This is a genomic window from Inquilinus sp. YAF38 (assembly GCF_052113205.1).
GTDB lineage: Bacteria > Pseudomonadota > Alphaproteobacteria > DSM-16000 > Inquilinaceae > Inquilinus.
This window is the reverse complement of record NZ_JBFRCU010000012.1, coordinates 26,156-49,100: the sequence shown is the minus strand read 5'-3', so window position 1 is coordinate 49,100 and position 22,945 is coordinate 26,156. Positions and strand designations below refer to the sequence as shown.

The window sequence follows — 22,945 nt, the reverse complement described above, 5'->3', positions numbered from 1 at the left end:
GCCGATGACCGGACGCATTGCCATGGCGGCGCGCCTCGCTACCCGGGATTTCGGCCATGACTGGCGCATCGCCCTGTGCCAGGTGCTGGGCCTGGCGGCCGTGCTCGCGCCCCTTCTCGTCCTGTTCGGGCTGCGCTTCGGCCTGATCGACACCCTGGCCCAGCGCCTGATCGAGGATCCCCGCAACCGCGAGATCGCCGCCGCCGGCAGCGGCCACTTCACCGACGCCTTCTTCACCGAACTCGCCGCCCGGCCGGATGTCGCCTTTGTCACCCCGGCGACCCGGGCGATCGCCGCCGGCGTCACCCGGCTGCGCAGCGAGGCCGGCGGCCGCACCCTGTCCGGCACGCCGCTGTTGCCGACCGGGCGCGGCGACCCGATGCTCGGCACGGCCGAACCCCCGTCCGGCAGTTCGGTGGTGCTGACACGGCGGCTGGCCGAATCCCTGGGCGTTGCCGAGGGCGGCCGGCTGGTCGCCGAGATCACCCGCCAGCGCGACGGCGTGCTGGAGGCGCAGCGCATCCCGCTCACGGTTTCCGGCATCACCGACCAGTCGGTCTCGCCGGGCGAGGCGATGCTGGCGCCGCTCGACCTGCTGGTCGCCACCGAGGACTGGCGCGACGGCTACGCCGTCGACGACCGCGGCTGGCCCGGGGCGGCGCGGCCGCAGGCCGAGCGCAGCTTCGCCCGGTTCCGCCTCTATGCCCGCTCGATCTACGACGTGGCCGGGCTGGAGCAGGCGTTCCGAAGCCAGGACATCGCGGTCCGCACCGCCGCGGCCGACATCGCCCAGATGCAGTCGCTCGACCGCAACCTCGGCATCGCCTTCTGGCTGATCGCCGGCTGCGGCGGCTTCGGCTACCTGATCTCGCTGGCGGCCGGGCTGCGCAGCCATGTCGAGCGCAAGCGGCGCGACCTCGCCCTCTTGCGGCTGATCGGCCTGCCGACCCGCGCCCTGATCGCCTTTCCGGTCACCCAGGCCGTGCTGATCGCCTTGCTCGGGCTCGTCCTCGGCGGCGCGGTGTTCCAGGGGGCCGCCACCGTGCTCAACACCGTGTTCGCCACCGGGCTCCTGCCCGGCGAGCGCATCTGCCGCCTGCTGCCCGTCCATCTCGGCGTGGCCGCTGCGGCGACGATGGCGGCGGCGCTGCTGTCGGCCAGCTGGGGCGGCCTGCTGGCAGCCCGGATCGAGGCCTCCAAGGAGCTGCGCGATGGCTGAGCGCCGACCATCGTCCCTCCGGGGCTTGCTGATCGTCGCCTTCCTCCTGGCCGCCGCGAACCCGGCCTCCGCCGACGACGCCTCTTGGCCGGCGGAGGCCTACAACCCCGCTCCGGCGGAGGGCGACGTGATGCTGCCGATGCCCTGCGGCGGCGCCATGGCGTTCCGCCGCGTCGCCCTGCCCTCGACCGGTGTGCTCGACGATGTCCGGGTCCAGTTCGGCGACGCCCAGCCCGAGCTCGGCTTCTTCAGCGACCGGCGATATGACGTGATCGCCGGCGCCTTCGGCGACCCGGCCGCGCCCGGCACCCGCTATTTCCTGATCGGCAAATACGAGGTCACGCGCGCCCAATGGGCCGCGCTGTCCGGTGATGCCTGCCCGGATCCCGGTCTGCGGCAGCGGGTGCCGCAGACCGAGGTCTCGTGGTTCGACGTGATCGGCTTCGCCAATCGCTATTCGCAATGGCTGCTGGCCCATGCCCGCGACGCGCTGCCGGCGGAATCGGGCACCCCCGGTTTCCTGCGCCTGCCGACCGAGGATGAGTGGGAATACGCGGCGCGCGGCGGCATGGCCGTGTCCTCCGAGGATTTCCTGGCGGCCCGGTTCCCGATGCCGGAGGGCGCCGCCGACTACATCTGGTACCAGGGCACCGGCTCGGCCGAGGGCCGGCTGCGCCCGATCGGCCTGCTCAAGCCCAATCCGCTGGGCCTGCACGACATCCTCGGCAACGCCGCGGAGATGATGCTGGAATCCTTCCGGCTGAACCGGCGCGGCCGGCTGCACGGCCAGGCCGGCGGCTTCATCGCCCGCGGCGGCGACTATAACACCCCGCTGAGCCAGATCCGGTCCGGCATGCGGGTCGAGATGCCCTATTACGCAGCGGGCGCCGCCACGGCCACGGAAAGCCGGCAGCTCGGCTTCCGCCTGGTGGTCGCGGCGCCGGTGGTGACCTCGCCCGAGAAGCTGACGGAGATCGAAAAGGCCTGGGAGGCGATGCCGTCCTCCGGCGAGACCCCCTCGACCGCGCGCCGCGAGGATGCCGCGCTCGGCACCATCGACCGCCTCGCCGACCAGGCGGGCGACGAGACGGTCCGCGCTCAGCTGCGCGACGCCGGCCGGTCGATCCGCGAGGCGCTGGTTGACCGCAACGACGCGCGCGACCGGACCATCCGGCTGCTGATCAATGTCGGCGCCCTGCTCGGCAACAAGCTGCGCGTCGACCATCAGCGGCTGCTGGCGGTGCAACGGGCGATCGAGGGTGTGGCCCGGCCGGCGCTGCGGCAATTGCAGGCCCGGCGCCAGGATCCGCAGATCCGCAAGGCCATCGCCGACGCCACCGCGCGGATCGGCGAGATGGAGGACCAGCGGGACGGGTTGGAGGACACCGTCAAGACTTCGCGGGAGACCTATGTCGACACCGTGCTCAGCACCGGCAGCGACTATTCGGACGAGGTCATCGCCGCCCAGCTGCCGGCGCTGAAGGCGGAACTGCACGCCCGCGGCTCCGACACGCTGCTGCCCTATGTCGACCTGTTCGTCCGGCACATGCGACGGATGCGCGACAACAGCGCCGTCGACCCGCAGAGCCTGATCGACGACCTGACCCGGTGAGGCGGCGGCAGCCGATCGGCTTCCGCCGCCTCACCGCCTTCAGGCGTCGATAATGACGGTGCCCTGGGCTTGGCCGATGCAGGCGAGGAAATAGCCGTCCGCGATCTCGGGATCGGACAGGGCGGTCTGGCCGTCCATGCTCACGCTGCCGCTCAGCTTCCGCATCCGGCAGGTGCCGCAGACGCCGGAACGGCAGGAGCTCTGGACCGGGATCGCATGGCGATCCGCGGCGTCGAGGATGAATTCGTCGGAACCGCAGTCGATCGTCCGGTCGCTGTTGCGAAAGACCAGCCTGGCCTCGGCGGGAGTGGTGATGGCCGGGGCCGGGGCAGCCACAGCGGTCGTCTTCGGGGCCGGTGCGACCTGCACCACTGGCAGGGCCTGCGGCGCCGGCAGGGCGGGGGCCGAGGCCAGCGCGCCGCCGAAGCTCTCCTCATGGTAGCGGGCCATCGGGAAGCCCCGCGCTTGCAGCAGCGTCTTGACCATCGCCATGTAGCCGCCGGGGCCGCAGACGAAGACCTCGCGCTCCAGAACATCCGGCGCCAGCAGCCGCAGCAGCGCCTCGCTGAAATGGCCGGTCGGACCGTTCCAGGACTGTCCCGGGGACACCCGCGCCGGCACGATGGCGAGACGGAAGGCAGCGCCGAGGCGCGAGCTGAGATGCTGCAACTCCTGCCCGAAGATCACGTCGTCCGGCGTCCGGACATTGTTGATCAGCACGATATCGGCGGCGCAGCCGGTGTCGGCGAGCCACCGCAGCATCGACATCGCCGGCGTGATGCCGCTGCCGCCGGCCACGAACAGCAGCTTGGCGGCGGGCCGGTCGACACAGGTGAAATGGCCATGCGGGCCGATCAGATCGAGCTCGAACCCCGGCGCCATGGTGTCGTGCAGCCAGTTCGAGACCCAGCCCTTGGCCACACGCTTGACCGTGATCGACAGGGTGTAGGGCCGTGACGGCGAGGAAGAGATCGTGTAGCTGCGGCGCAGGGTGCGGCCGTCGACCGGCAGCTCCAGCGTGACGAACTGGCCCGGCTTGTAGCTGAACAAGCGGGGCGGGTCGGCGGCGAGGGTGAAGGTCCTGGTGTCCCGCGTCTCGTCGATGGCGGCGATGCAGCGGACCTTGATCCGGCCGCCCTGCCACACCGGCGCCTCGCCGATCGCCACCCGGGCTCCGGTCCAGGGGTCCGCGCCTGCCGTTGAAATCGGCTCCGGCTTCGGGTCGATGTCGGCGTCACGCGGCTCGGTCGCCGCGAGGGTCGGCGTCGGGTGCGCCAGCAGCGTCTCGAGTTCCTGTCGGGCACTGGCCCGTCCCCTGGACTCGCCAAGGGCGAAGCGGACGCCAGCACGTGACGGCCCCCGGCTGACGCGCTGCACCAGGTCGGCAAGAGCCGCCTTCAGCGCATTCGCCCGTTCGCTGCCGAACTCCTGCTCGAACCGGGCCAGCTGGCGGGCAATCGCATCGCTGTCCGCCACCAGCGTCCCGGCCTCGTAATCGGCCCAGGTCGCCGTGTAGTTGAACCGCAGTGTCGTCAGCGCCCGGCACATATCCTCATTGTCGGTCCAGTGGAGATCATTCATCAGCGTCTGGAAACGCTGCACCTCCTGCGGCGTGATGTCCTTTTCACTGTCGGAGACATAGATGAAGACCAGGAACACGAGAACCGCGAGATCGAGTCCCTGTGCTTCATCTGCAATGTTTTCGGTCAGCGTATCCATGCGCATGGACCTCCATGTCTGGTCGGTTCTTGGTCTGGTTGGATCCGTCGATCAGCTGGCGTAGCGGAGAGACGGCGTGAGATCCGCCACCTCGGCGGCGACCGGCAGCGGCTGACGGGCCTCTTCGGGCACCGCTGCCAGCAGGTCGGGCCGCCGGATGGTCATGACGATGGCGAAGTCGCTGACGATCTCGTGCGTGCCGTCGCCCGGTTCGATCAGGTCGCCGGCCTCGAACAGGCGTTCGGACATGCGGATCGATCCGAACTGAAGGAAGCGCATCTCGCCGGAGGCGGCCGCCGCAGGCAGCGCGTCGCGGGCCCGGAAGCGCCCGACCCGGCAGTCGCGGACGATCTCGGCGAGAGCGGACAGGCCCAGCGGTCGCAGGGCCGGGCTGCGGGCCAGCGCCACCAGCCGCAGTGCCGGGTCGAAGGACCGCAGGCAGCGGCTTTCGGCGGCGTCCTGCCAGTCGATCCGGAGACTCGGCCCGGCGCTAGGACCGAAGGTCAGGATGGCGTCGCGACGGAGGACGGCAGACTCGCCGTCCTGGGCGACTCCGTCGACGAAGATCCCGGCGCCGTCGAGCCGCAGGATGCGGACCTCGCCATGGGCCGAGGACAGCGCCATGTGGTACGGCCACACCGCCGGGCCGGGGATGATGATGTCGTTGCCCGGGCCGCGGCCCACGGTGATCACCGGCTGCGCATGCGTCGAGCGGCTCTGCGTGCCGTCGGGCAGCGCGACCACGGCATGGATCAGCGGCTCGGACGCGCCGGCCTCCTCCGCGGCTGCGGCGGCGCCGGTCAGGATGTCCACCGTCTGCCGCAGCAGCCAGTGGCCGTCGGCTTTCCCGTCCTCCGCGAGCCGGCGCGCGGCGCCGCGCGCCAGGGCATCGTCGACGTAGCTGAACGCGGTCAGCGTCAGGACGCGGACGACCGGCGCCTCGTGCTCCAGCAGCAGCTCCAGGCTGGCGGCGCGGTCGAGTCCGGCGGCAATGACCTCGCGGAACGACCGACGCGGCAGCTCCGCCGGCCGCTTGCCGTCGATGTCGGGCGCCGCGGCCGCGCCCTGCAGGATGGCGGTGATCGCTTCGCCGAGCGCTTCCTCCCAGCGGACCTCCTCCTGTCCCGAGACCGGACGCGACAATGCGTCGATCACGCCGTCGCCCGCCAGCGCCGCCAGGTCCTGCGCATACCAGCGGCCGAGCTTGCCGCCGCCAAAGGCGTGCAGGCAGGACAGGCCGGCTTCGTGCAGCGCCCCGAGCCGGTCCGCACCGGCCGTCAGCAGCAGCTCGTTCAGCGTGCGGGCGAAGCGGTCGGGCAGGCTGGAGCTCTGCAGGCAGAAATACGCCCCCTGCAGCTTCACCAGGGCGTCGAGGATCGACTCCATCTGCCGGGCCAGCATGCCGCCCGGCGCGGTGAACTCCGCGATCACGTCCCGATGCTCGGCATCGGTGATCTGCAGGCTGGTGCGGAGGGTCCTGATCGTCGCCTGCATGCCCGGATCGGTCCGGACCGTGTCAAGCGTGCGGCCGGACGCGACATGGGCAACCAGATACCGGCCGAGGATCTGGTGATAGTTGGCGACGCAGGCCATCCGCTCCTTGGTGGTGGTGCGGACCGCACCGAGCACTGCCGCCTCGGAGATCTCCGGCTCCTCCAGCAGCCGCAGATGGTCCTCGTCGCTGATCTCCATCTGCTGCCGCACGTCGTGCAGCAGCTCGGCCGACGACACCGCCCCGGTCTTGCCGGTGGTGATGGCATCGTCCAGCAGGTTGCGGTAGGCCTCGAGCTTCTGGTCGTGCGGCAGCTCCGGCAGCACCTTCGCCAGGACGTAGATCTCGTCGGGCTTGAGGTCGCCGACCGACCGGCCATCCAGGTATCGGCTGAAGTCGATCTTCAATTTTTTCAATTGATTGAGCAAATTTGACGAGATCTTCTCACGCTCATACTTGAACGCCGAGCGATTGAGCGTCTGCCACAGCCAGATGGTGCTGAGCGAGACGATCAGGATATCGACGAAATGGATCGCGGATGACGGCAGCATCAGCAGGCTGGGCCGGCCGCCATGCAGGTAGAAGATGTTGATCGACAGATAGGCGCTGACAGCCAGGCAGTGGTTGACGATCTCCGTTTCGGGGATGGTCTTGCCGCCACGGCTTCGCAGCCAGCGATAGGCCAGCTCCAGCCCGGTGCCCAGGGCCAGCGAGGCCAGGACGGCGGTCGCCATGACCAGCGGCACGGCGACCAGCTTGGGGATCGGGATCCCCTGGCCGGCGAGATACAGGCCCGGATCGAGCAGCCGGCCGAGCGCCCCGGCTTCGTGGCTCCAGATCCCCGACAGGTAATAGTCCCAGCTGCCGGCATAGAGGAAGAAATACCAATAGAAGCCGATGATCAGCCCGTTAAACATGTAGTAGATGCGCCGCCGGGCCGGGTCGAGGATCGAGCTCCAATAGGATTGTTCGAGATCGATGTCGCCGCAATTGGCGGCGCAGCCGACGCAGGCGCTGCGGTCGCCATCGGGGCCGCTGGTGCGGCACATCGACTGCGGCACGGCCGGGCGCAGCAGGTGCGGCGCGCTTTCCAGCAGGCCCCGCGGCTCGGTGTAGATCTTCTGCACGATGTTCGCCGGGCAGAAGTAGTTGCACCAGGACTTGCCGCCCCAGAGGAAGCCGACGAGGAACGCCGCGGCCAGCACCAGAAGCAAGGCGCCGGCCAGAGCGTAGCGATCGCTGTTGATGAACAGGATCCGCGCGTTCAGCCCGGCGAACAGGATGCCGAACTGGACGTACCAGGCGTTGCGGTCGAGCCAGCCGCCGCGGGGGATCAGGGCCAGTGTGCGCTCGAGCTTGCCGGTCCGCCGCCGCACTACGGTGCGCTGCCGCTGCCAGCCCAGATAGCGCGGCAGCTGGGACATCAGCGACAGCGGGCAGATGCGCCGCCAGGCCTCGTGCCCGAACACCATCAGGAACAGCGGTATCAGCGGGACGATGATGGTCCAGAACATCCGTGCCCCGACCTGATAGGGCTCGCTTTCCAGCACCCCGTCCTGGACCGCGACCGCGGTGCCGGCATGGGTCCAGCCCATCGAGACCGGATCCCAGAACAGCGAGGCGATGAGCCCGGCCCATCCGGTCAGCAGCACGCCCCGTATGACGAGCATCTTGCGTTCGGCGGTGCGCGCGAGCATGTCAGGCCTTCCCTGCAGTTGCGGTTGAGCAACGACCGGTGGAACTCTCAAGTCCTGGCCGGCGGTGCGCGACGCTCGGGGCTGGTGTCAGCACTCTGTTCCCAGAGGCCCGCGGTTCCTGACGGTATCGCAACGGCCGAGGCTCTCCGCCCATCACTGCGATGATGCGGCCATAACCAGATCGCATAGTGCGGAGATCTTCTTCCGGCAGACACTAATTCCAGTCACGCATCCACGTCGTGGCCACGAATTCGTCAGGGCGGCAGAAGATGAAACGTGATCTCGACCTTCAGCATTGGCGCGCAACAGGACGGGTTTCGGTCCCAACCGTCGGACGGCAGTTGTTGATCGCCGCCCTGCCGGCCCTGGCCCTGGCGCTTCTGGGCCCTGCCCTGGTCGAGGCGCAGACGCCGGAACCGATCGCGCCGATCCCGTTCCAACTGGAGCTGGACCAGCGCAAGGTCGATCTGGGCGAGGCCCTGTTCCACGATGTCCGGCTGTCCAAGGACAACGAGAACGCCTGCTCGTCCTGCCATGACCTCGACAATGGCGGCGACGACGGGCTGGCCAAGTCGAAGGGGCTCGCCGGCAAGGCCGGGAAGCGGAACACGCTGACGATCTTCAACTCGACGCTGAACTTCCGGCTGATGTGGGACGGCCGGTTCGCGTCATCGGAGCAGCAGGTCGAGGCGGCCATCCACGATCCGAGCGTGATGGGCGAGACCTGGCCGGCGATCATCGACAAGCTGGCCCAGGACCAGGCGCTGAGCCAGGCTTTCGCCGGCCTCTACCCCCAGGGAATGCAGCCGCAGACCATCACCGATGCGCTCGTCGTCTACGAACGGTCGCTGACCACGCCCAATGCGCGGTTCGACAAGTTCCTGCGTGGCGACATGGCGGCGCTCGGTGCCGGCGAGATCGAAGGCTACCGCCTCTTCAAGACCTATGGCTGCGCCTCCTGCCATCAGGGGGTGAATGTCGGCGGCAACATGTTCCAGGTGTTCGGGGTGCTCGGGACGCCCGGGGACTATTTCCGGTCGCATGGTTCGCCCGACACCCTCGATTTCGGGCTCTACAACACCACCAGGGTCGAGGAGGACCGGTTCGTCTTCCGTGTCCCCAGCCTGCGCAACGTCGCGCTGACGGCGCCCTATTTCAACGACGGCTCGGCCGCGACACTTACTGAAGCCGTCGACGCCATGGCGAAATACCAGCTCGGCCGCCAGATCCCGGCCCGCGATAACGCGCTGATCGTGGCGTTCCTGCGCAGCCTGACCGGCGAATACAAGGGGCGGTCTCTCGACACCCGCCCTGCGCAGTGAATTTGTCCACTGCAATCGAAAAGACGGTGACGGAGGTCATGTCATGATCATCAGATCCAGGATCGTCTGCATAGGCTCCATCGCCGTTCTTCTCACGGTACTGGCCGCTCTTCTGGGCATGCTGCGCACGCCGGACACCCGGCCGTCGGAGCTGCTGGCCAGCCTGGCCGAAATGAAGCAGATCGACGCGCTCTGGAGCGCCGACGTCCTCAGCCTGGAGCTGGGCCTGAACCCCAACTACGACTCCGTGGCCGCGCCCGTCGGCAGGCTGGCCGAGCACTACCGGACGATCGAAACGCTGACCGCAGGTGACCCGGCGGAGACCCAGGATCTGTCATCCTCGCTGGCCGCATATCGCTCAGCGATGGACGACAAGATCCGCATCGTCGAGCGGGTCAAGGCGCAGTATTCGATCATCAGCAACTCCTCGCGCCTGTTGCCGATCGCCGCGGCGGATCTGTTCGCCGAGCTCGAGAGCAGCGTGGACAAGCCTGCTCCCGGCCCGTCGATCGCGGATCTCCTGACCCGCATCGTCATCGACGTGGCGAGCTACATCGTCACCCCCAGCGAGCAGTTGCGGCAGGTGATCGACGACCAGATGACCGCCTTGCGCGAGGCCGCCGGCCGGACATCGCCCGAGGCGGCGGCCAAGGCGGACACGCTCCTGGCCCATATGGCGGTCATGCTTCGCCAGAAGCAGCTCGGCACCAAGCTGATCGTGGACCTCACGGCCGTGCCGACCGCCCAGGCCATCGACCGCCTCCAGCGCGACGCCCAGGCCCTGGAGGCCGATCAGAACCGGTACCGGTCGCTGCTGCGCGACCTGGTGCTGGTGTGCTCGTTCCTGCTCGTCCTGGCGATCACCTGGGCCGCCTATCTGCTGCGCCGCCATTACAAGCGGCTCAACCGGGACAACTCGGCGCTGCAGCAGGCCAATGAGGATGCGCAGTCACAGCTGATCCAGTCGTCCAAGCTGTCCGCCATGGGCCAGATGGTGGCGGGCATCACCCACGAGATCAACACGCCGCTGGCCTATGTGAAGGCGGTGTTCTGCCTGATCCGGGACCAGATGGCCGAGATGCAGGCGGGCAGGACATCAGTCCTCGGCGCCGTCGCGGAGCTGCGGCCGGCCACGGCGGACGGGCTGCCCGACGATCAGCTCGGCGAGCTCAACATGCTGATCGACGAAGGGCTGCACGGCCTCGACGAGATCACCAATCTGATCATCACGATGAAGAACTTCTCGCGCCTCGACAAAGGCCGCCTCGAATATATCGACATCGAGGAAGCCCTGGACGGCGCAGCCCTGATCGCCCGGTCGGAAGTCAAATACATCGCGGATACGGTCAAGGACTACGGCAAGATTCCCAAGATCCATGCCTCGTCCACGCAGCTGAAGCAGGTGTTCCTGAACCTGATCAACAATGCCGCCCACGCCATGGCCGATCAGCCCAAGCGCGGCAAGCTGACCCTGCGCACGCGGGCGGAAACCGAGGACATGATCCGGATCGAGATCGAGGACAGCGGGACCGGCATCCCGGCGGACGTGCTGCCCAAGATCTTCGATCCGTTCTTCACCACCAAGGATGTCGGCAAGGGAACCGGCATGGGGCTGTCGATCTGCTACCGGATCATCCAGACCCATGGCGGCACCATCTCGGCCAGGTCCCAGCCCGGCATCGGGACCACCTTCATCATCATCCTGCCGCATCGCGCCAAGACCGAATCCGAGCATCGGCTCGAGCAGGCCGCCGCGTGAGGCATATCCGCCCCACCCCTCCCATGACACTTCGCAGGTATGAAGGAGAGCGAGATGACTGACAGGCCCAGCCTGCTCTTCGTGGATGACGAAGAGCGCATCGTGAAGCTGCTCAAGGTGATGTTCCGGTCCAGCTACGACGTCTACACCGCGACCGGCGGGCGGGAAGCCCTGGCGATCCTGGAGGCCCACCGGATCGACGTGATCGTCTCCGACCAGCGCATGCCGGAGATGGTCGGGATCGAGCTGCTGTCGCAGGTCTGCAAGCGGTGGCCCAACACGGTGCGCATCCTGCTCACCGGCTACAGCGACCTGGTCGCCATCATCGGCGCGGTCAACGAGGGAGAGGTCTTCCGCTTCCTCAACAAACCGTGGAATCAGGACGAGCTGCGCCAGGTCATCGCCGAGGCGGCCGAGATCGCGCGCGCCGCCCCGGCCGCGGCCGAGGAGGCGGAGGCAGTCCTGACACCGCCGCTCGGCGTCGCCACCAAGCTGCTGGCGATCGACGGCCTGGCCAGCGACCGCCAGGAAATGCTCGAGATGTTCACCCGCGACTACAGCATCCTGACGGCGTCTACCATGGAGGAGGCGCTGGAGATCCTGCAGCAGGAGGAGATCGGCGTCATCGTCACCAACAGCGAGGTCGACGGCGTCGATGTCACCGACATGCTGGCGCAGGTCGCCCGGATCGATCCCTCGATCACCGTGGTGGCGACGACCTCCTCCCCCGACGCCGACACCATCGTCAAGCTGATCAACCAGGGGCAGATCTACCGCTTCGCCATCAAGCCGCTCAGCCCCAACGTCTTCCGCCTCGCGGTCAGCGCCGCCATCCGCGAGCATCGCCGGCGCCTGGTCGATCCGAGATTCGCCCGGCAGCCGGTGCCGAGGCCGGTCGAGGCCGCGACGGCGGAGGGCAGCGGCGGTCTGCTCGACAACATCGTCCGCAGCCTGGGCCGCTTCACCAAGGTCAGCTAAAGCGGAATGAATTGAGATCGGATCACCTCAGTACATCGAGCAGGGGTCGACAGGATGCTGAGCGTTTTCACGTTGCCTCTTCCGCAAGCGAGAGCTTTTCACAACGCCCATCCCTTACCGTCATTGCGAGGAGGCAAAGCCGACGAAGCAATCCGGGGGCAGCACGAGCCGCCCTGGATTGCTTCGCTGCGCTCGCAATGACGATGTTTGAAATTCTGAAAAGGTCTCGCAGGCAGGAGAGACAACAGATCCAGGGCAATCGGATGAAGAGGCTCAACCATTTCGTGTTTGTTATTTCCTGTCATTGCCGGGCGTGACCCAGCAATCCAGAAGATGTCGACATCCTCTGGATGCCCGGGTCAAGCCCGGGCATGACAATAAAATAGGCAAATTGTCCCTCACCTGGTTGTCCCGGTAACAAATCGCCGGATCGAGATGACCCGATCTGACCTGAACTCATCTGGCTCCAGGTAACCGGACGTGGCCGGAAATCAGGCGCCTTGTCGCGACGCGACGATGGTCCGACCAAGGCGCTCCGCCAGGGGCGAGCCCGGGGTGCCCAGCGCGGTGGCGATGCTCATGTGGTTCTCGCCCGGGAGGGTGGCGAAACTGCTCGCGACGCCTGCCGTGGCCAGACGGTCGGCGAAGGCGCGGCCCTGGTCCAGGAAGGGTGGCGTCTCGTCTGCGCCGGCCACGACATCCACCACCGGCCCGGGCGCCGATGTGGCCGCGAGCGGCGACCAGGCCGCCACCTCCTCCGCCGTCAACCCGATCTCCGGCTGCAGGAAGCTGCTAGTGATCGGGCCCAGGTCGTAGATGCCGCTGACCAGCAGCAGGGACTTGACCGGCAGGGCCGGCGGTGCCGCCTCCCGCGCCCCGCGGCAGGCCAAGAAGCTGGTGAGATGGGCGCCGGCGGAGGCGCCGCTGGCGCTGAGCGCCGCCGGGTCGCCGCCCCAGCGCCCGGCATTCGCCGCCAGCCAGGCCACCGCCCGGCGGACCTGGCCGACCAGCGTCGCCATCCGCGCCTTCGGCATCAGCGAATAGTCGATGATCGCGGCGATCGCGCCGTGGGCGGTGACGGCGTCGGCGACGAAGGCGAAGTCGAGCTTGGAGAAGGCGCGCCAATAGCCGCCATGGACGAAGACATGGACCGGGAACGGCCCCTCCCCCTCCGCCGGCAGATAGAGGTCGAGCTTCTCGTCCGGATGGTCGCCATAGGCCAGGTCGCGCACGCCGCGCAGCGACTGCCGGGTGCGCTCGCTGGCCCGGCGATAGGTCGCGAGATGGGTTTCGAAATCCGGCACATGGGCGCGGATCATGAAGGGATCGGTCATGGCAGGACGGCCTCGGTGACGAGAGGGGGATCGGTTGGCAGAATAGGCACAGCGGCTTCCGGCAGATCCAGAGCTTCCAGCGCCGCCTTTGCCGCCGGCAGGTCGCCGGCCGGCACGCGCAGCAGCAGCACCGCGCGGACCTGACCGTCGGCGCCGCGTATCGGCCGCGCCGCTTCGGCGAGATTCGGACCGGCCTCGCCGGCCAGGGCGGCAACGCGCTGACCGCCTTCGGCCCGGATCGCCGCCACCAGCTCCGGCAGCGTCAGCGAGGCGTCGCGCCGCGGCCGGGCATGGGCGGCCAGCAGCCAGCGCAGCCGGCGTTCCGGCAGCTCGGCCACCAGCAGGCGCCCGGCCAGGGTCCAGTTCACCGGGGTGCGGCCGCCGACCGCGATCGGCGGCACCGCGGGTGCGGCCCCGGGCGCGGCTCGGCCGAGGGCGATGGTGCAGCGTTCGCCATGTAGCACCGCCAGCGCCGCGGCCCCACCGACCGAGCGCGCCAGCCGGTCCAGCATCGGCTCGGCCGCGGCGGCGAGGTTGGCGATGCCGATCGCGGCGAAGCCGGCCGCCCGTGCCCGCGGCCCGGCGCGGATCCGACCGCGGCCGCCGCGCTGCAGAAGCCCATGCCCGGCTAGCGGACCCAGGAGGTCGTGCAGCGAGGAGCGCGGCATCGCCACCGCTTCGAGCAGATCAGCGATGCCGGCCTCGCCGCCATGCGCCCTGAGCCAGACCAGGATGTCGAGCGTGCGCAGGATCGAGCGGGCACCGCCATCGGCCGCCGCCCCTTTGCCGACGGCGCCTCCCTTCCCTGGCGTGAAGCTGGTCGGATCATAATCCTCGCCCATGCCGTGGCCGAGGATCAGACTCGGCGGCCGGTCCCAGCGCACATGGTCCTCGACGAAGACGTCGGCGCGGACCGAGGCGGTCTCGCAGCCACGGCTGATCACCAGCGGCGTGTGCACCTCGATCCGCCGCGGCAGAGTACGGCCGGCCAGGATGTCGAGCCCGGCCTCGACCGAGCGGATGCCCATGGCCGGCGGGAAGTCCATTGCCGCCAGCTTGACGCCGTGCAGGATCGCCAGCTGGTAGACCGCGTTCTGGTCGCCGCCGGTGTGCGGCGGCACCCGGCCGTCGCGGCCGGCATCGACCCAGGCCTGGATCGACCCGGCGCCGTGCAGGCCGCTGTCGCACCAGACGCCGTCGATGCCGTCGCCCCAGCGCTCGATCAGCCCGGCCATGGCGCGCCGGCCGGCCGCGACCGCCAACTCGGTGTGCACCGTGTCGAGGATGCGGATGCCCGGCGCCAGGGCGAACACCTCGCGCGCCGCCCGGGACCGGCGCAGCAGCGGCCCGATCTCCGGATCCCCCACCATCATCACCACCGCGCCGCGGCCGCCCAGCGTCTCGACCAGCCACTGCGCCGGCAGCCGGCCGATGGCAGTGTCCGGCCCGACGACCTGGACCAGCGAATGCGACGCATCGCCCAGCACGCGGTCGACCATGATGACCGGGAGCCCGGCGGCGCGGGCCCCGGCTAGGGCCGGCAGCAGCGCCTCGGTCTCCAGCGGGCTGACGATCAGGGCGTCGACGCCCATGGCCAGGAAGGCGTCGAGGTCGCGCGCCTGAGCCGCCGCATCCTCATCGGCATGGGCGATGCGCAGCGTGGCGATGCGGTCGGCGTGTTCGGCGGCGGCGAACTGAACGCCATGGATCAGCCCCTGGCGCCACAGATTGGCGCGGGAGCCGTTGGAGAAGCCGAAGACATAGGGCGGCGGCCGGGCGAAGGGGGCGGCGTCGACCAGTTCGGTGAAGTTCGGGTTCCACAGAAAGGACCGGACGGTCGGCACCCCCGCGGGCCGCCGCGCCGAGGCAGGGCCGGTCCCGGACCGCGCCTCCGCCTCCAGCGCCACCGCCAGGTCGAACCAGGCAGCGCCGAGCTGGACGGTGCCGCGCCGCGGCGCCTCCAGCCAGCCGGAGGCCAGCATCGGCCGCAGCACGGCATAGAGGCTGGAGCGCGGCACAGCGAGACTCTCGGCCAGGACGGCGACGGTCGCCCCGCCAGGCGCCGCGATCAGCACGCCGACGACCCCGAGCAGGATGTCGACGCCCGACTGCCGGTGCCCGGGATCCGCCAAGGCGTCACTCGGCCGCCGCTGCGGCCCGCATCGCCCGCCGCGGCGACAGGCGGTGCATGGCGCCGTCCTTCATCACCATGCGGATGGCGCCGTGGTCGTGGATCAGGGCGATGTCCTTGAGCGGATCGCCATCGACCAGGATCAAATCGGCCAGGAAGCCCTCGCGCACCTGGCCCAGCCGGTCGTCCATGCCCATCAGCTCGCCGCCGATCCGGGTGGCGCATTGCAGCGCTTCGGACGGGGTGTAGCCGAACAGCTTGACGAAATGCTCGACGTCGCGGGCGTTGGTGCCCTGCGGCGTCCAGGCGAAGCCGTAATCGCCGCCGATAACCACGCGGATGCCGCGGCGGCGCATCTCGGCATAGGTGCGCTGGCTGGCCTCCAGGCACAGATGCATGCCCAGCTTGCGCGCCTTCTCCTCGTCGATGCCCCAGGGCCCGGCCTCGTGGATGGTGTTGTAGATCAGGCCGATGGCGGGGCCGACGAAGATCTGGTCCTTCTTCGCCTCCAGCATGTCGAGCGCCTCGGTATCGGCCTGCTCGCAATGATAGATCACGTCGACCCCGGCGCGGATGGCGCGCTTCACCGCCTCGCTGGCCCGGGCGTGGCAGTTCACCTTGCGGCCGAAATCATGCGCGGTCTCGACCGCCGCCTCGACCTCGACCCGCGACATCACGGTCATGCCGCCCTTGGCCGGGTCGACGAAATCATCGCCGGAGATGTTGATCTTGATGTTGTCGACATCCTCGCGGACGCAGACACGGACGGCATGGCGGATCGCGTCCGGCCCGTCGCAGACCCAGCCGAAGCTGGCGCGCGACAGGTGCAGCCGGGTCTCGTCGCCGAGGCCGCCGGTGACCGTGATCTCGGGACTGGCCGCCTTGATCCGCGGGCCCTTCAGCCGGCCCTGATTGACCTTGTCGCGGATCACTACATCCAGCCGGGTCTTGGCGCTGGCCGCCGAATAGGCGCTGGTGAAGCCGTGGTCCAGCAGCAGCTCGGCATTCCACATCGTCTCCAGCACATGCTCCTCGGTCGGGATGTCGCCGAGATCGGTGTTGCGGGCCGCGCCGCAGAAGGACAGGTGGGCGTGGCCCTCGACCAGCCCCGGCAGCAGCGTGGCGCCGCCGCCGTCCACCGCCTCGCAGCCGCCGGCATCGAGCCGCTCCGAAGCCGGGGCCACAGCGTGGACGCGCTCGCCGCGGACCACGACCTGGCCGGGATAGGGGTCGCGGCCGCTGCCGTCCCAGATCATCGCGCCGGTGATGTGATAGTCGCCCATGGGATCCTCCGCCCTGAGCGGAAGGCAGGTCGGCCCGCCTCCCGCATATTATCGATTTGCCGATCCATCGCTGCGGGCAATCCGGCATCTCTTCGCGTGACGATCGCCCGCGCCCTGGATCTTTTTTGGAAGGATGAGGTTCGCGTCAGGCCGGCGTCAACGCAGCGGCGCGGTCGGATGTCCGATATTCTGGACAAATCGGCGCGACGGCAGCCAAGCGGGTTTCGTTCGTGAACCGGTAACGTACCTCATCCTATGGCTGCAGCCGCAAAGCTGATGACGTGTCGTTTCATCATTGAAGCCAAAAACCGGAACCGGTAACGTACGTCAAAATACGCCGAGGGAGGCCGCCATGTCCGTGCCGTCGGGTTTCGCGCCCGATCCCGAGATCCGTTGCCGTGACCATCGCATCGGCGCGATCGGAGCCGGGTTCATCATGGCGGATGTGCATCTGGCGGCGTATCGCGAGGCCGGTTTCCCGGTGGTCGCCATCGCCAGCCGCAGCCCAGATAAGGCGCGGGCGGTGGCAGAGCGCTGGGACATCCCCCGGGTGCACGACACGCCGGCGGCGCTGATCGAGGACCGCGAGGTCGAGATCCTGGACATCGCCTTCCCGCCCGACCAGCAGCCGGCCCTGATCCGCCACGCGCTGCGCCAGCCGCATATCCGGGCGATCCTGGCGCAGAAGCCGCTGGCCATGGACCATGCCGAGGCGCAGCGCCTGGCCGCGGAGGCCGCGGCCGCCGGCAAGCTGCTGTCGGTCAACCAGAACATGCGCTTCGACCAGTCGATGCGGGTGCTGAAGCAGCTGCTCGACCGCAACGCGCTGGGCACGCCGGTGCTGGCGACCATCGAGATGCGGGCGATCCCGCATTGGCAGCCCTTCCTCGAATCCTATGGCCGGCTGACCCTGCTCAATATGAGCATCCACCATCTCGACGTGCTGCGCTTCCTGTTCGGCGACCCGGTCGAGATCTACACCGCGGCACGGACCGACCCGCGCACCGGCTTCGCGCATCGCGACGGCATCTGCTGCTCCACCCTGTCCTTCCCAAGCGGGCTGATGGCGGTGAGCCTGGAGGATGTCTGGTCCGGCCCGCGCGCCGATGGCTTCGACAGCGACATCTACATCAAGTGGCGGGTCGAAGGCACCGATGGCTTGGCCCAGGGCACCATCGGCTGGCCGGACTATCCGAAGGGCAGCCCCAGCACCCTGGCCTATTGCGCGCCGGAGACCGACGGAAAATGGGTGCAGCCGCGCTGGGACACGATGTGGTTCCCGCACGCCTTCAAGGGCGTGATGGAGCAGCTGCAATACGCGGTGCAGACCGGCGAGCCGCCGCTGCTGAGCGCAGCCGACAACGTCCGCACCATGGCGCTGGTCGAGGCCGCCTACCGCTCGCTGAGCGAGAAACGCGCCGTCCGCCTGGCGGAATTCGGCGCCTGACAACAACAAGCAACACGGAGGAACGCGTTATGATCCAGGTCGGCATCTTCACCGGATACTTCCCCTATTCGCTGCCGGAGACGGCGAAGAAGATCCGCTCGCTGGGGTTCAACACCGTCCAGCTCGACCTCGCCTTCAAGGACATAGACCTGTCGACCAGCGCGATCACGCGGGAGAAATGCCGCACCATCCGGGAGACCTTCCGTGACCACGACCTGCCGGTCTGCGCCATCAGCGGCTACACCAACATCATCCATCCCGACCCGGCGGCGCGCCAGGCCAAGCTGGAGCATCTGCGGACGCTGATCCGCCACGCCCGCGACCTGGGCAGCCCCTATGTCATCAGCGAGACGGGCACCTTCGCCACCGACAGCGACTGGGTGCACCACCCGAAGAACAAGACCGAGGAGGGCTACGAGGAGTGCCGCACGGTGGTCGAGGATCTGGCCCGCACCGCCTATGACCACGGCGCCGTCTTCCTGCTCGAGACCTATGTCAACAATGTCATCGGCTCGGTCGACGAGACGCTGCGCCTGTTCGCCGACGTGCCCAGCCCGGGCCTGGGCCTGCTGATGGACCCGACCAACTATTTCGAATCGCACAACATCGACCGCATGGACCGGGAGCTGAACCGGATCTTCGATGCGCTCGACGACCGCATCCGGATCAGCCACGCCAAGGACGTGAAGCGCTCCGGCACCGACAAGTCGGAGAAGCATGCCGACATCGACGCGTCGGAGGCGCACAGCTTCCGGGGCGTCGGCGAGATCGAGCTGCCGGCGCCGGGGCTGGGGTCGCTGAACTACGATCTGTACCTGCAGCGCCTGTCCCGCCGCCACCCGAACATCCCGCTGATCATCGAGCATCTGGAGGAGGCCGACGTGCCCCGCGCCAAGGCCTTCATCGACGGCAAGCTGCGGGCGCTGGGGGTCTAGGCACGGCATGAGGCAGGACACCACCGCCATGGACGCCGGCAAGAAGGCCCGCATGGTCGACATCGCCCGCGAGGCCGGGGTCAGCCTGGCCACGGTCGACCGGGTGCTGAACGGCCGCGACGGCGTCAACGCCGAGACCGCGAGCCGGGTCCAGGCGGTGGTGCAGCGGCTGAACTACGCCCCCAACCTGGCCGCCAGCCTGCTGTCGCGCGGCAGGATTCTGCAGTTCGACATCGTGCTGCCGGCCGGCAGCAACACCTTCATCCGCGACCTGGGCGAGGCGGTGCTGGCGGCGGAGCGCGACTTCACCACCTTCGGCGTGAAGCCGCGGCTGCACCTGATCGACGGCTTCGACCCCGACGCCCTGGCCGAGGCGCTGCGCCGGGTCGGCCAGGGCAGTGACGGCGTCGGATTCATCGCCCTAGACCACCCGGCGGTGCGCGAGGCGGTGGCGGAGCTGACGGCGGCCGGGGTGCCGGTGGCGACCATGGTCTCGGACCTGCCGCAATCGGCCCGCATCGGCTATGTCGGCGTCGACAACCGCGCCGCCGGCCGCACCGCGGGCGACTTGATGGGCCGCTTCCTGGCCGGGCGCAGCGGCGAGGTCGGGCTGATCGCCGGCAGCCTGGCCTATCGCGGCCATGAGGAGCGCGAGGCCGGCTTCCGCAGCGTGCTGCGCGAGCGCTTCCCGAACCTGGCTGTCCCGGCCCTGGTCGAGGGCCATGACAGCGTCGAGCAGAGCGCCGCGGTGACCGCCCGGCTGCTGGCCGCCCATCCCGGCCTGATCGGCCTCTACAACATCGGCGGCGGCAACCGCGGCGTCGCCGAGGTGCTGCGCCGCCGGCCGGCGGAGGCGCCGCACCTGGTCTATATCGGCCATGAGCTGACGCCGCACACCCGCCGCTTCTTGATCGAGGGCGTGATGGACGCCGCGATCAACCAGAACCCGCGGGCCGAGGCGGCGGAGACGCTGCGGCTGCTGCTGGGCCACCACATCCGCCCAGGCCCGGACGAACCCGCTGCCCCGGTGCGGATCGAGATCTTCACCCGCGAGAACCTGCCTTGAAGACCAGGAGGACACCATGCCCTTTCCCCAGCTGACCGAGGCTGACCACGCCGCCTTCTGGCGCGACGGCTATGTCGTCAAGCCCGGCTTCTTCGACGCCGAGGAGATCGGCCTGCTGCAGCAGGCAATCGCGCAGGACGAGGGCATCCGCAGCCATGTCGTGGCGCTGAAGGACAGCCTGGGCGGGTCGACCGAGCTGGCGCTGTGGAACCACCCGGGCGACGACCTGTTCGGCGCCTTCGCCCGCTGCGAGCGCATGGTCGGCGGCGCCGAGCGGCTGCTGGGCGGCGAGGTCTACCACTACCATTCCAAGCTGACGATGAAGCGGCCCCGCGCCGGCGGCGCCTGGGATTGGCACCAGGATTACGGCTACTGGTACAACAATGGCTGCCTGTACCCCGACATGATGTCGGTCGCCATCGCGATCGACCGGGCGACCAAGGAGAATGGCTGCCTGCAGATGATCCGCGGCAGCCACAAGCTGGGCCGGATCGACCATGGCCGGGTCGGCGGCCAGACCGGCGCCGACATGGAGCGGGTGAACCAGGCGCTGGAACGGATGCCGCGCGACTATATGGAGATGGCGCCGGGCGACGTCTGTTTCTTCCACGCCAACACGCTGCATGCGTCGGAGCAGAACAAGTCCGAGCATTCGCGCAACGTCATGCTGTGCTGCTACAACGCCGCCTGGAACGATCCGTACAAGGCGCATCACCATCCCGGCTACACCAAGCTGGAGAAGGTGCCGGACGAACGGATCAAGGGGCTGGGCCTGACGCTCGACGCCGGCCACCGCGCCTTCTTCGACCCGGAGCGCGACGAAACCGTCGAGGCGCAGACGCAGCCGGAGGGCGCCGCACAGCGCTGAGGCCAGGCGATCCGCATCGCTGGGCCGCCTGTAGCTATGTCAGTCTCGATGCATGTCCGCCCATCGATCATGAGAAGGCGGCGATAACAGGGGAGGAAACGCATGTTCAGGCGATTGTCGCTGCTGCTCTGCGGCGTGCTGCTGGCGCTGGCCGCGCCGGCCGCGGCCCAGGCCAAGACCTTCTACTGGATCTCGCACGGATCGCCGGCCGATCCGGTCTGGACCTATTTCCTGGCGGGCGCCAAGCAATGGGCCGCCGACACCGGCCAGACGGTGAACACCTCGTTCCACAACGGCGACGTGCCGTCGCACCAGGAAGCGGTGCGCGCCGCGATCGCGGCCAAGGCCGACGGCATCGTCACCACCAGCCCCGACCCGGGCAGCCTGATCGAGGTGGTGAAGGAGGCCAAGGCCGCGGGCATCCCGATCATCAACTTCAACACCCCCGACCCCAAGGCCGCCTTCGACGCCTATGTCGGCGGCGACAACACCACCTTCGGCCGGAACTGGGCGCAGTACCTGGTCGACAAGGGCCTGGTGAAGTCCGGCGACTTCGTCTGGATGCCGGTCGAGGTTCCCGGCGCGACCTATGGCGTGCAGGAGGAGGAAGGCATCGCCAGCGTGTTCAAGCCGCTCGGGATCACCTGGGAGGTGACGGACTCCACGCTGGACCAGGCCGAGATCATCAGCCGGATGGTCGATTACCTGACCGCCAACCGGACCAAGATCAAGGCCGTCATCGGCCTCGGCGACCTGGTGACCGGCAGCATCAAGCGCGTGTTCGACCAGGTCGGCGTCAAGGCCGGCGAGATCCCGGTCGTCGGCTGGGGCAATTCGCTCGACACCACCCAGGAGGTCCTCACCGGCTACGTCAACGCGGCGCAGTGGCAGGACCCGCAGGCGACCAGCTATGTCGCCCTGTCGCTGGCGGCGATGGCGTCCGGCGGCATCCCGCCCGGGTTCAACGTCATCACCGGCGCGCTGTACGAGAAGGACACCGCGGCGGTCTACGACAAGATCCTGTCCGGCAAGTAGGGCTCCACCGGTCTGCGCGGCCACAGCGCCGCGCAGACCCCTTCTCGGGACCAGCCATTGGAACATCGATCGATCGTCCACCGCCTGGTGGCCAAGCCCGAATTCGGGCCCCTCGTCCTGCTCGTGGTCGAGCTCGCCGCCTTCTGGGCGATCAACCCCGAATTCCTCTCGCCGCAGAACATCAGCAACACCCTGGCCTTCACGGTCGAGCTCGGCCTGATCGCGCTGGCGATGACGCTGCTGATGACCTCCGGCGAGTTCGACCTTTCCGTCGGCTCGGTCTTCGGCTTCTCGCCGGTGCTGATGTGGACGCTGTTCAACAGCGGCACCGCCCCGCTGGAGGTCGGCTTCGTCGCCGCCCTGGCCGTCGCCGGCCTGATCGGGCTGGTCAATGGCTGGTTCGTGACCGGGCTGAAGATCCCGTCCTTCCTGGTGACGCTCGGGATGCTGCTGGTGGTGCGCGGCACGGCGCTGTTCATCACCGACGGCTTCCCGCAGCGGACGTGGAACACCGGCGGCAACTGGCTGGCCTGGCTGCTGGCCGGCGACTTCTTCATCGCCGGCTTCCGGGTCTACATGTCGCTGTTCTGGTTCATCGCCGCCGCGCTGGCGATGGGCTACGTCCTGAACCAGACCAGGGCCGGCAACTGGATCCAGGCCGCGGGCGGCAATCCGGGCGCGGCGCGGGCCCGCGGCGTGCGCGTCGGCCGCACCAAGATCGCGCTGTTCGTGCTGTCGTCGATGATGGCCGCTTTGGCCGGGGTGATCAGTTCGATCCGCACCTCGGCCGCCAACCCGAACAGCGGCACCAGCTATGAGCTCGAGGTCATCGCCATGGTGGTGATCGGCGGCACGGCGCTCAGCGGTGGGCGCGGCACCATCCTCGGCACCGTGCTGGGCATCTTCATCCTGCGGGTGATGCGCAACGGCATCGTCCTGATCGGCGTGCCCGGCCTCGCCTACAACATCTTCATCGGCGCGATCATCCTCGGGATGATGGCGCTGCACTCCTGGCTTGAACGCCGGCACCAGGCGGGGACCTGAAACC

Annotated in this window: 16 protein-coding genes; 11 read left to right on the top strand and 5 right to left on the bottom strand. The window is 68.8% G+C overall.

Annotated features, from left to right (window positions below):
• The first annotated feature begins 4 nt into the window (after positions 1-4).
• Together AB4Z01_RS07825 and AB4Z01_RS07820 are read left to right on the top strand one after the other, a co-directional pair.
• Entirely contained in the window at positions 5-1,219 is a 1,215-nt protein-coding gene (locus AB4Z01_RS07825) for an ABC transporter permease (protein WP_441692208.1), read from the top strand.
• Positions 1,212-2,831 (top strand): formylglycine-generating enzyme family protein, encoded by a 1,620-nt coding sequence (locus AB4Z01_RS07820; RefSeq protein ID WP_441692207.1) that lies wholly within the window; start codon positions 1,212-1,214, stop codon positions 2,829-2,831. Before AB4Z01_RS07825 ends, AB4Z01_RS07820 begins: the two co-directional genes overlap by 8 nt.
• A gap of 39 nt (positions 2,832-2,870) precedes the next feature.
• Here the strand turns inward: AB4Z01_RS07820 and AB4Z01_RS07815 are convergent, their stop codons facing one another.
• Entirely contained in the window at positions 2,871-4,550 is a 1,680-nt protein-coding gene (locus AB4Z01_RS07815) for a 2Fe-2S iron-sulfur cluster-binding protein (protein ID WP_441692206.1), read from the bottom strand.
• Between the two features lie 51 nt (positions 4,551-4,601).
• Positions 4,602-7,739 (bottom strand): FHA domain-containing protein, encoded by a 3,138-nt coding sequence (locus AB4Z01_RS07810; RefSeq protein ID WP_441692205.1) that lies wholly within the window; start codon positions 7,737-7,739, stop codon positions 4,602-4,604.
• A 344-nt stretch (positions 7,740-8,083) separates the two neighbouring features.
• Between AB4Z01_RS07810 and AB4Z01_RS07805 the strand changes: the two genes are divergently transcribed.
• The 3 genes from AB4Z01_RS07805 to AB4Z01_RS07795 are packed head-to-tail and all read left to right on the top strand — an operon-like array spanning position 8,084 to position 11,798.
• Positions 8,084-9,061 carry a cytochrome-c peroxidase gene (locus AB4Z01_RS07805; RefSeq protein WP_441692204.1) on the top strand — a complete coding sequence of 326 codons (978 nt, stop codon included), beginning with the start codon at positions 8,084-8,086 and terminating at the stop codon, positions 9,059-9,061.
• Positions 9,062-9,104: 43 nt separating this feature from the next.
• On the top strand, positions 9,105-10,820 hold the full coding sequence (locus AB4Z01_RS07800) for a DAHL domain-containing protein (protein WP_441692202.1): 1,716 nt from the start codon (positions 9,105-9,107) through the stop codon (positions 10,818-10,820).
• 54 nt (positions 10,821-10,874) lie between these two features.
• Entirely contained in the window at positions 10,875-11,798 is a 924-nt protein-coding gene (locus AB4Z01_RS07795) for a response regulator (protein ID WP_441692201.1), read from the top strand.
• Positions 11,799-12,289: 491 nt separating this feature from the next.
• On the opposite strand, the gene AB4Z01_RS07790 is transcribed toward AB4Z01_RS07795, so the two are convergent.
• From AB4Z01_RS07790 to AB4Z01_RS07780, 3 genes are read right to left on the bottom strand one after another with little or no spacing between them, the layout of a single operon-like run.
• On the bottom strand, positions 12,290-13,132 hold the full coding sequence (locus tag AB4Z01_RS07790) for an alpha/beta hydrolase (RefSeq protein ID WP_441692200.1): 843 nt from the start codon (positions 13,130-13,132) through the stop codon (positions 12,290-12,292).
• Positions 13,129-15,264, bottom strand: coding sequence for a substrate-binding domain-containing protein (locus AB4Z01_RS07785; protein ID WP_441692199.1), 2,136 nt, complete (start codon positions 15,262-15,264; stop codon positions 13,129-13,131). Before AB4Z01_RS07785 ends, AB4Z01_RS07790 begins: the two co-directional genes overlap by 4 nt.
• 4 nt (positions 15,265-15,268) lie before the next feature.
• Positions 15,269-16,546, bottom strand: a complete 1,278-nt coding sequence (locus tag AB4Z01_RS07780; protein WP_441692198.1) for an amidohydrolase family protein — start codon at positions 16,544-16,546, stop codon at positions 15,269-15,271.
• Between the two features lie 352 nt (positions 16,547-16,898).
• On the opposite strand from AB4Z01_RS07780, the gene AB4Z01_RS07775 reads away from it, so the two are divergent.
• The 6 genes from AB4Z01_RS07775 to AB4Z01_RS07750 all read left to right on the top strand — a co-directional run bounded on the left by AB4Z01_RS07775 (position 16,899) and on the right by AB4Z01_RS07750 (position 22,941).
• A complete protein-coding gene (locus tag AB4Z01_RS07775; protein WP_441692197.1) occupies positions 16,899-17,993 on the top strand; it encodes a Gfo/Idh/MocA family protein in 1,095 nt (364 codons plus the stop codon).
• Between the two features lie 29 nt (positions 17,994-18,022).
• Positions 18,023-18,928 (top strand): sugar phosphate isomerase/epimerase family protein, encoded by a 906-nt coding sequence (locus tag AB4Z01_RS07770; RefSeq protein ID WP_441692196.1) that lies wholly within the window; start codon positions 18,023-18,025, stop codon positions 18,926-18,928.
• A 7-nt stretch (positions 18,929-18,935) separates the two neighbouring features.
• Positions 18,936-19,994 carry a LacI family DNA-binding transcriptional regulator gene (locus AB4Z01_RS07765; protein ID WP_441692195.1) on the top strand — a complete coding sequence of 353 codons (1,059 nt, stop codon included), beginning with the start codon at positions 18,936-18,938 and terminating at the stop codon, positions 19,992-19,994.
• Positions 19,995-20,010: 16 nt separating this feature from the next.
• A complete protein-coding gene (locus AB4Z01_RS07760; protein ID WP_441692194.1) occupies positions 20,011-20,862 on the top strand; it encodes a phytanoyl-CoA dioxygenase family protein in 852 nt (283 codons plus the stop codon).
• A 102-nt stretch (positions 20,863-20,964) separates the two neighbouring features.
• Positions 20,965-21,897, top strand: coding sequence for a substrate-binding domain-containing protein (locus AB4Z01_RS07755; protein ID WP_441692192.1), 933 nt, complete (start codon positions 20,965-20,967; stop codon positions 21,895-21,897).
• Between the two features lie 57 nt (positions 21,898-21,954).
• Positions 21,955-22,941, top strand: coding sequence for an ABC transporter permease (locus AB4Z01_RS07750; RefSeq protein ID WP_441692191.1), 987 nt, complete (start codon positions 21,955-21,957; stop codon positions 22,939-22,941).
• Positions 22,942-22,945 lie beyond the last annotated feature (4 nt).

Bases quoted from the DNA above. Each gene is read 5' to 3' on its own strand.
- AB4Z01_RS07825 (WP_441692208.1), top strand. From the start codon at position 5: ATGACCGGACGCATTGCCATGGCGGCGCGCCTCGCTACCCGGGATTTC.
- AB4Z01_RS07820 (WP_441692207.1), top strand. From the start codon at position 1,212: ATGGCTGAGCGCCGACCATCGTCCCTCCGGGGCTTGCTGATCGTCGCC.
- AB4Z01_RS07815 (WP_441692206.1), bottom strand. From the start codon at position 4,550: ATGGATACGCTGACCGAAAACATTGCAGATGAAGCACAGGGACTCGAT.
- AB4Z01_RS07810 (WP_441692205.1), bottom strand. From the start codon at position 7,739: ATGCTCGCGCGCACCGCCGAACGCAAGATGCTCGTCATACGGGGCGTG.
- AB4Z01_RS07800 (WP_441692202.1), top strand. From the start codon at position 9,105: ATGATCATCAGATCCAGGATCGTCTGCATAGGCTCCATCGCCGTTCTT.
- AB4Z01_RS07795 (WP_441692201.1), top strand. From the start codon at position 10,875: ATGACTGACAGGCCCAGCCTGCTCTTCGTGGATGACGAAGAGCGCATC.
- AB4Z01_RS07790 (WP_441692200.1), bottom strand. From the start codon at position 13,132: ATGACCGATCCCTTCATGATCCGCGCCCATGTGCCGGATTTCGAAACC.
- AB4Z01_RS07780 (WP_441692198.1), bottom strand. From the start codon at position 16,546: ATGGGCGACTATCACATCACCGGCGCGATGATCTGGGACGGCAGCGGC.
- AB4Z01_RS07775 (WP_441692197.1), top strand. From the start codon at position 16,899: ATGTCCGTGCCGTCGGGTTTCGCGCCCGATCCCGAGATCCGTTGCCGT.
- AB4Z01_RS07770 (WP_441692196.1), top strand. From the start codon at position 18,023: ATGATCCAGGTCGGCATCTTCACCGGATACTTCCCCTATTCGCTGCCG.
- AB4Z01_RS07765 (WP_441692195.1), top strand. From the start codon at position 18,936: ATGAGGCAGGACACCACCGCCATGGACGCCGGCAAGAAGGCCCGCATG.
- AB4Z01_RS07760 (WP_441692194.1), top strand. From the start codon at position 20,011: ATGCCCTTTCCCCAGCTGACCGAGGCTGACCACGCCGCCTTCTGGCGC.
- AB4Z01_RS07755 (WP_441692192.1), top strand. From the start codon at position 20,965: ATGTTCAGGCGATTGTCGCTGCTGCTCTGCGGCGTGCTGCTGGCGCTG.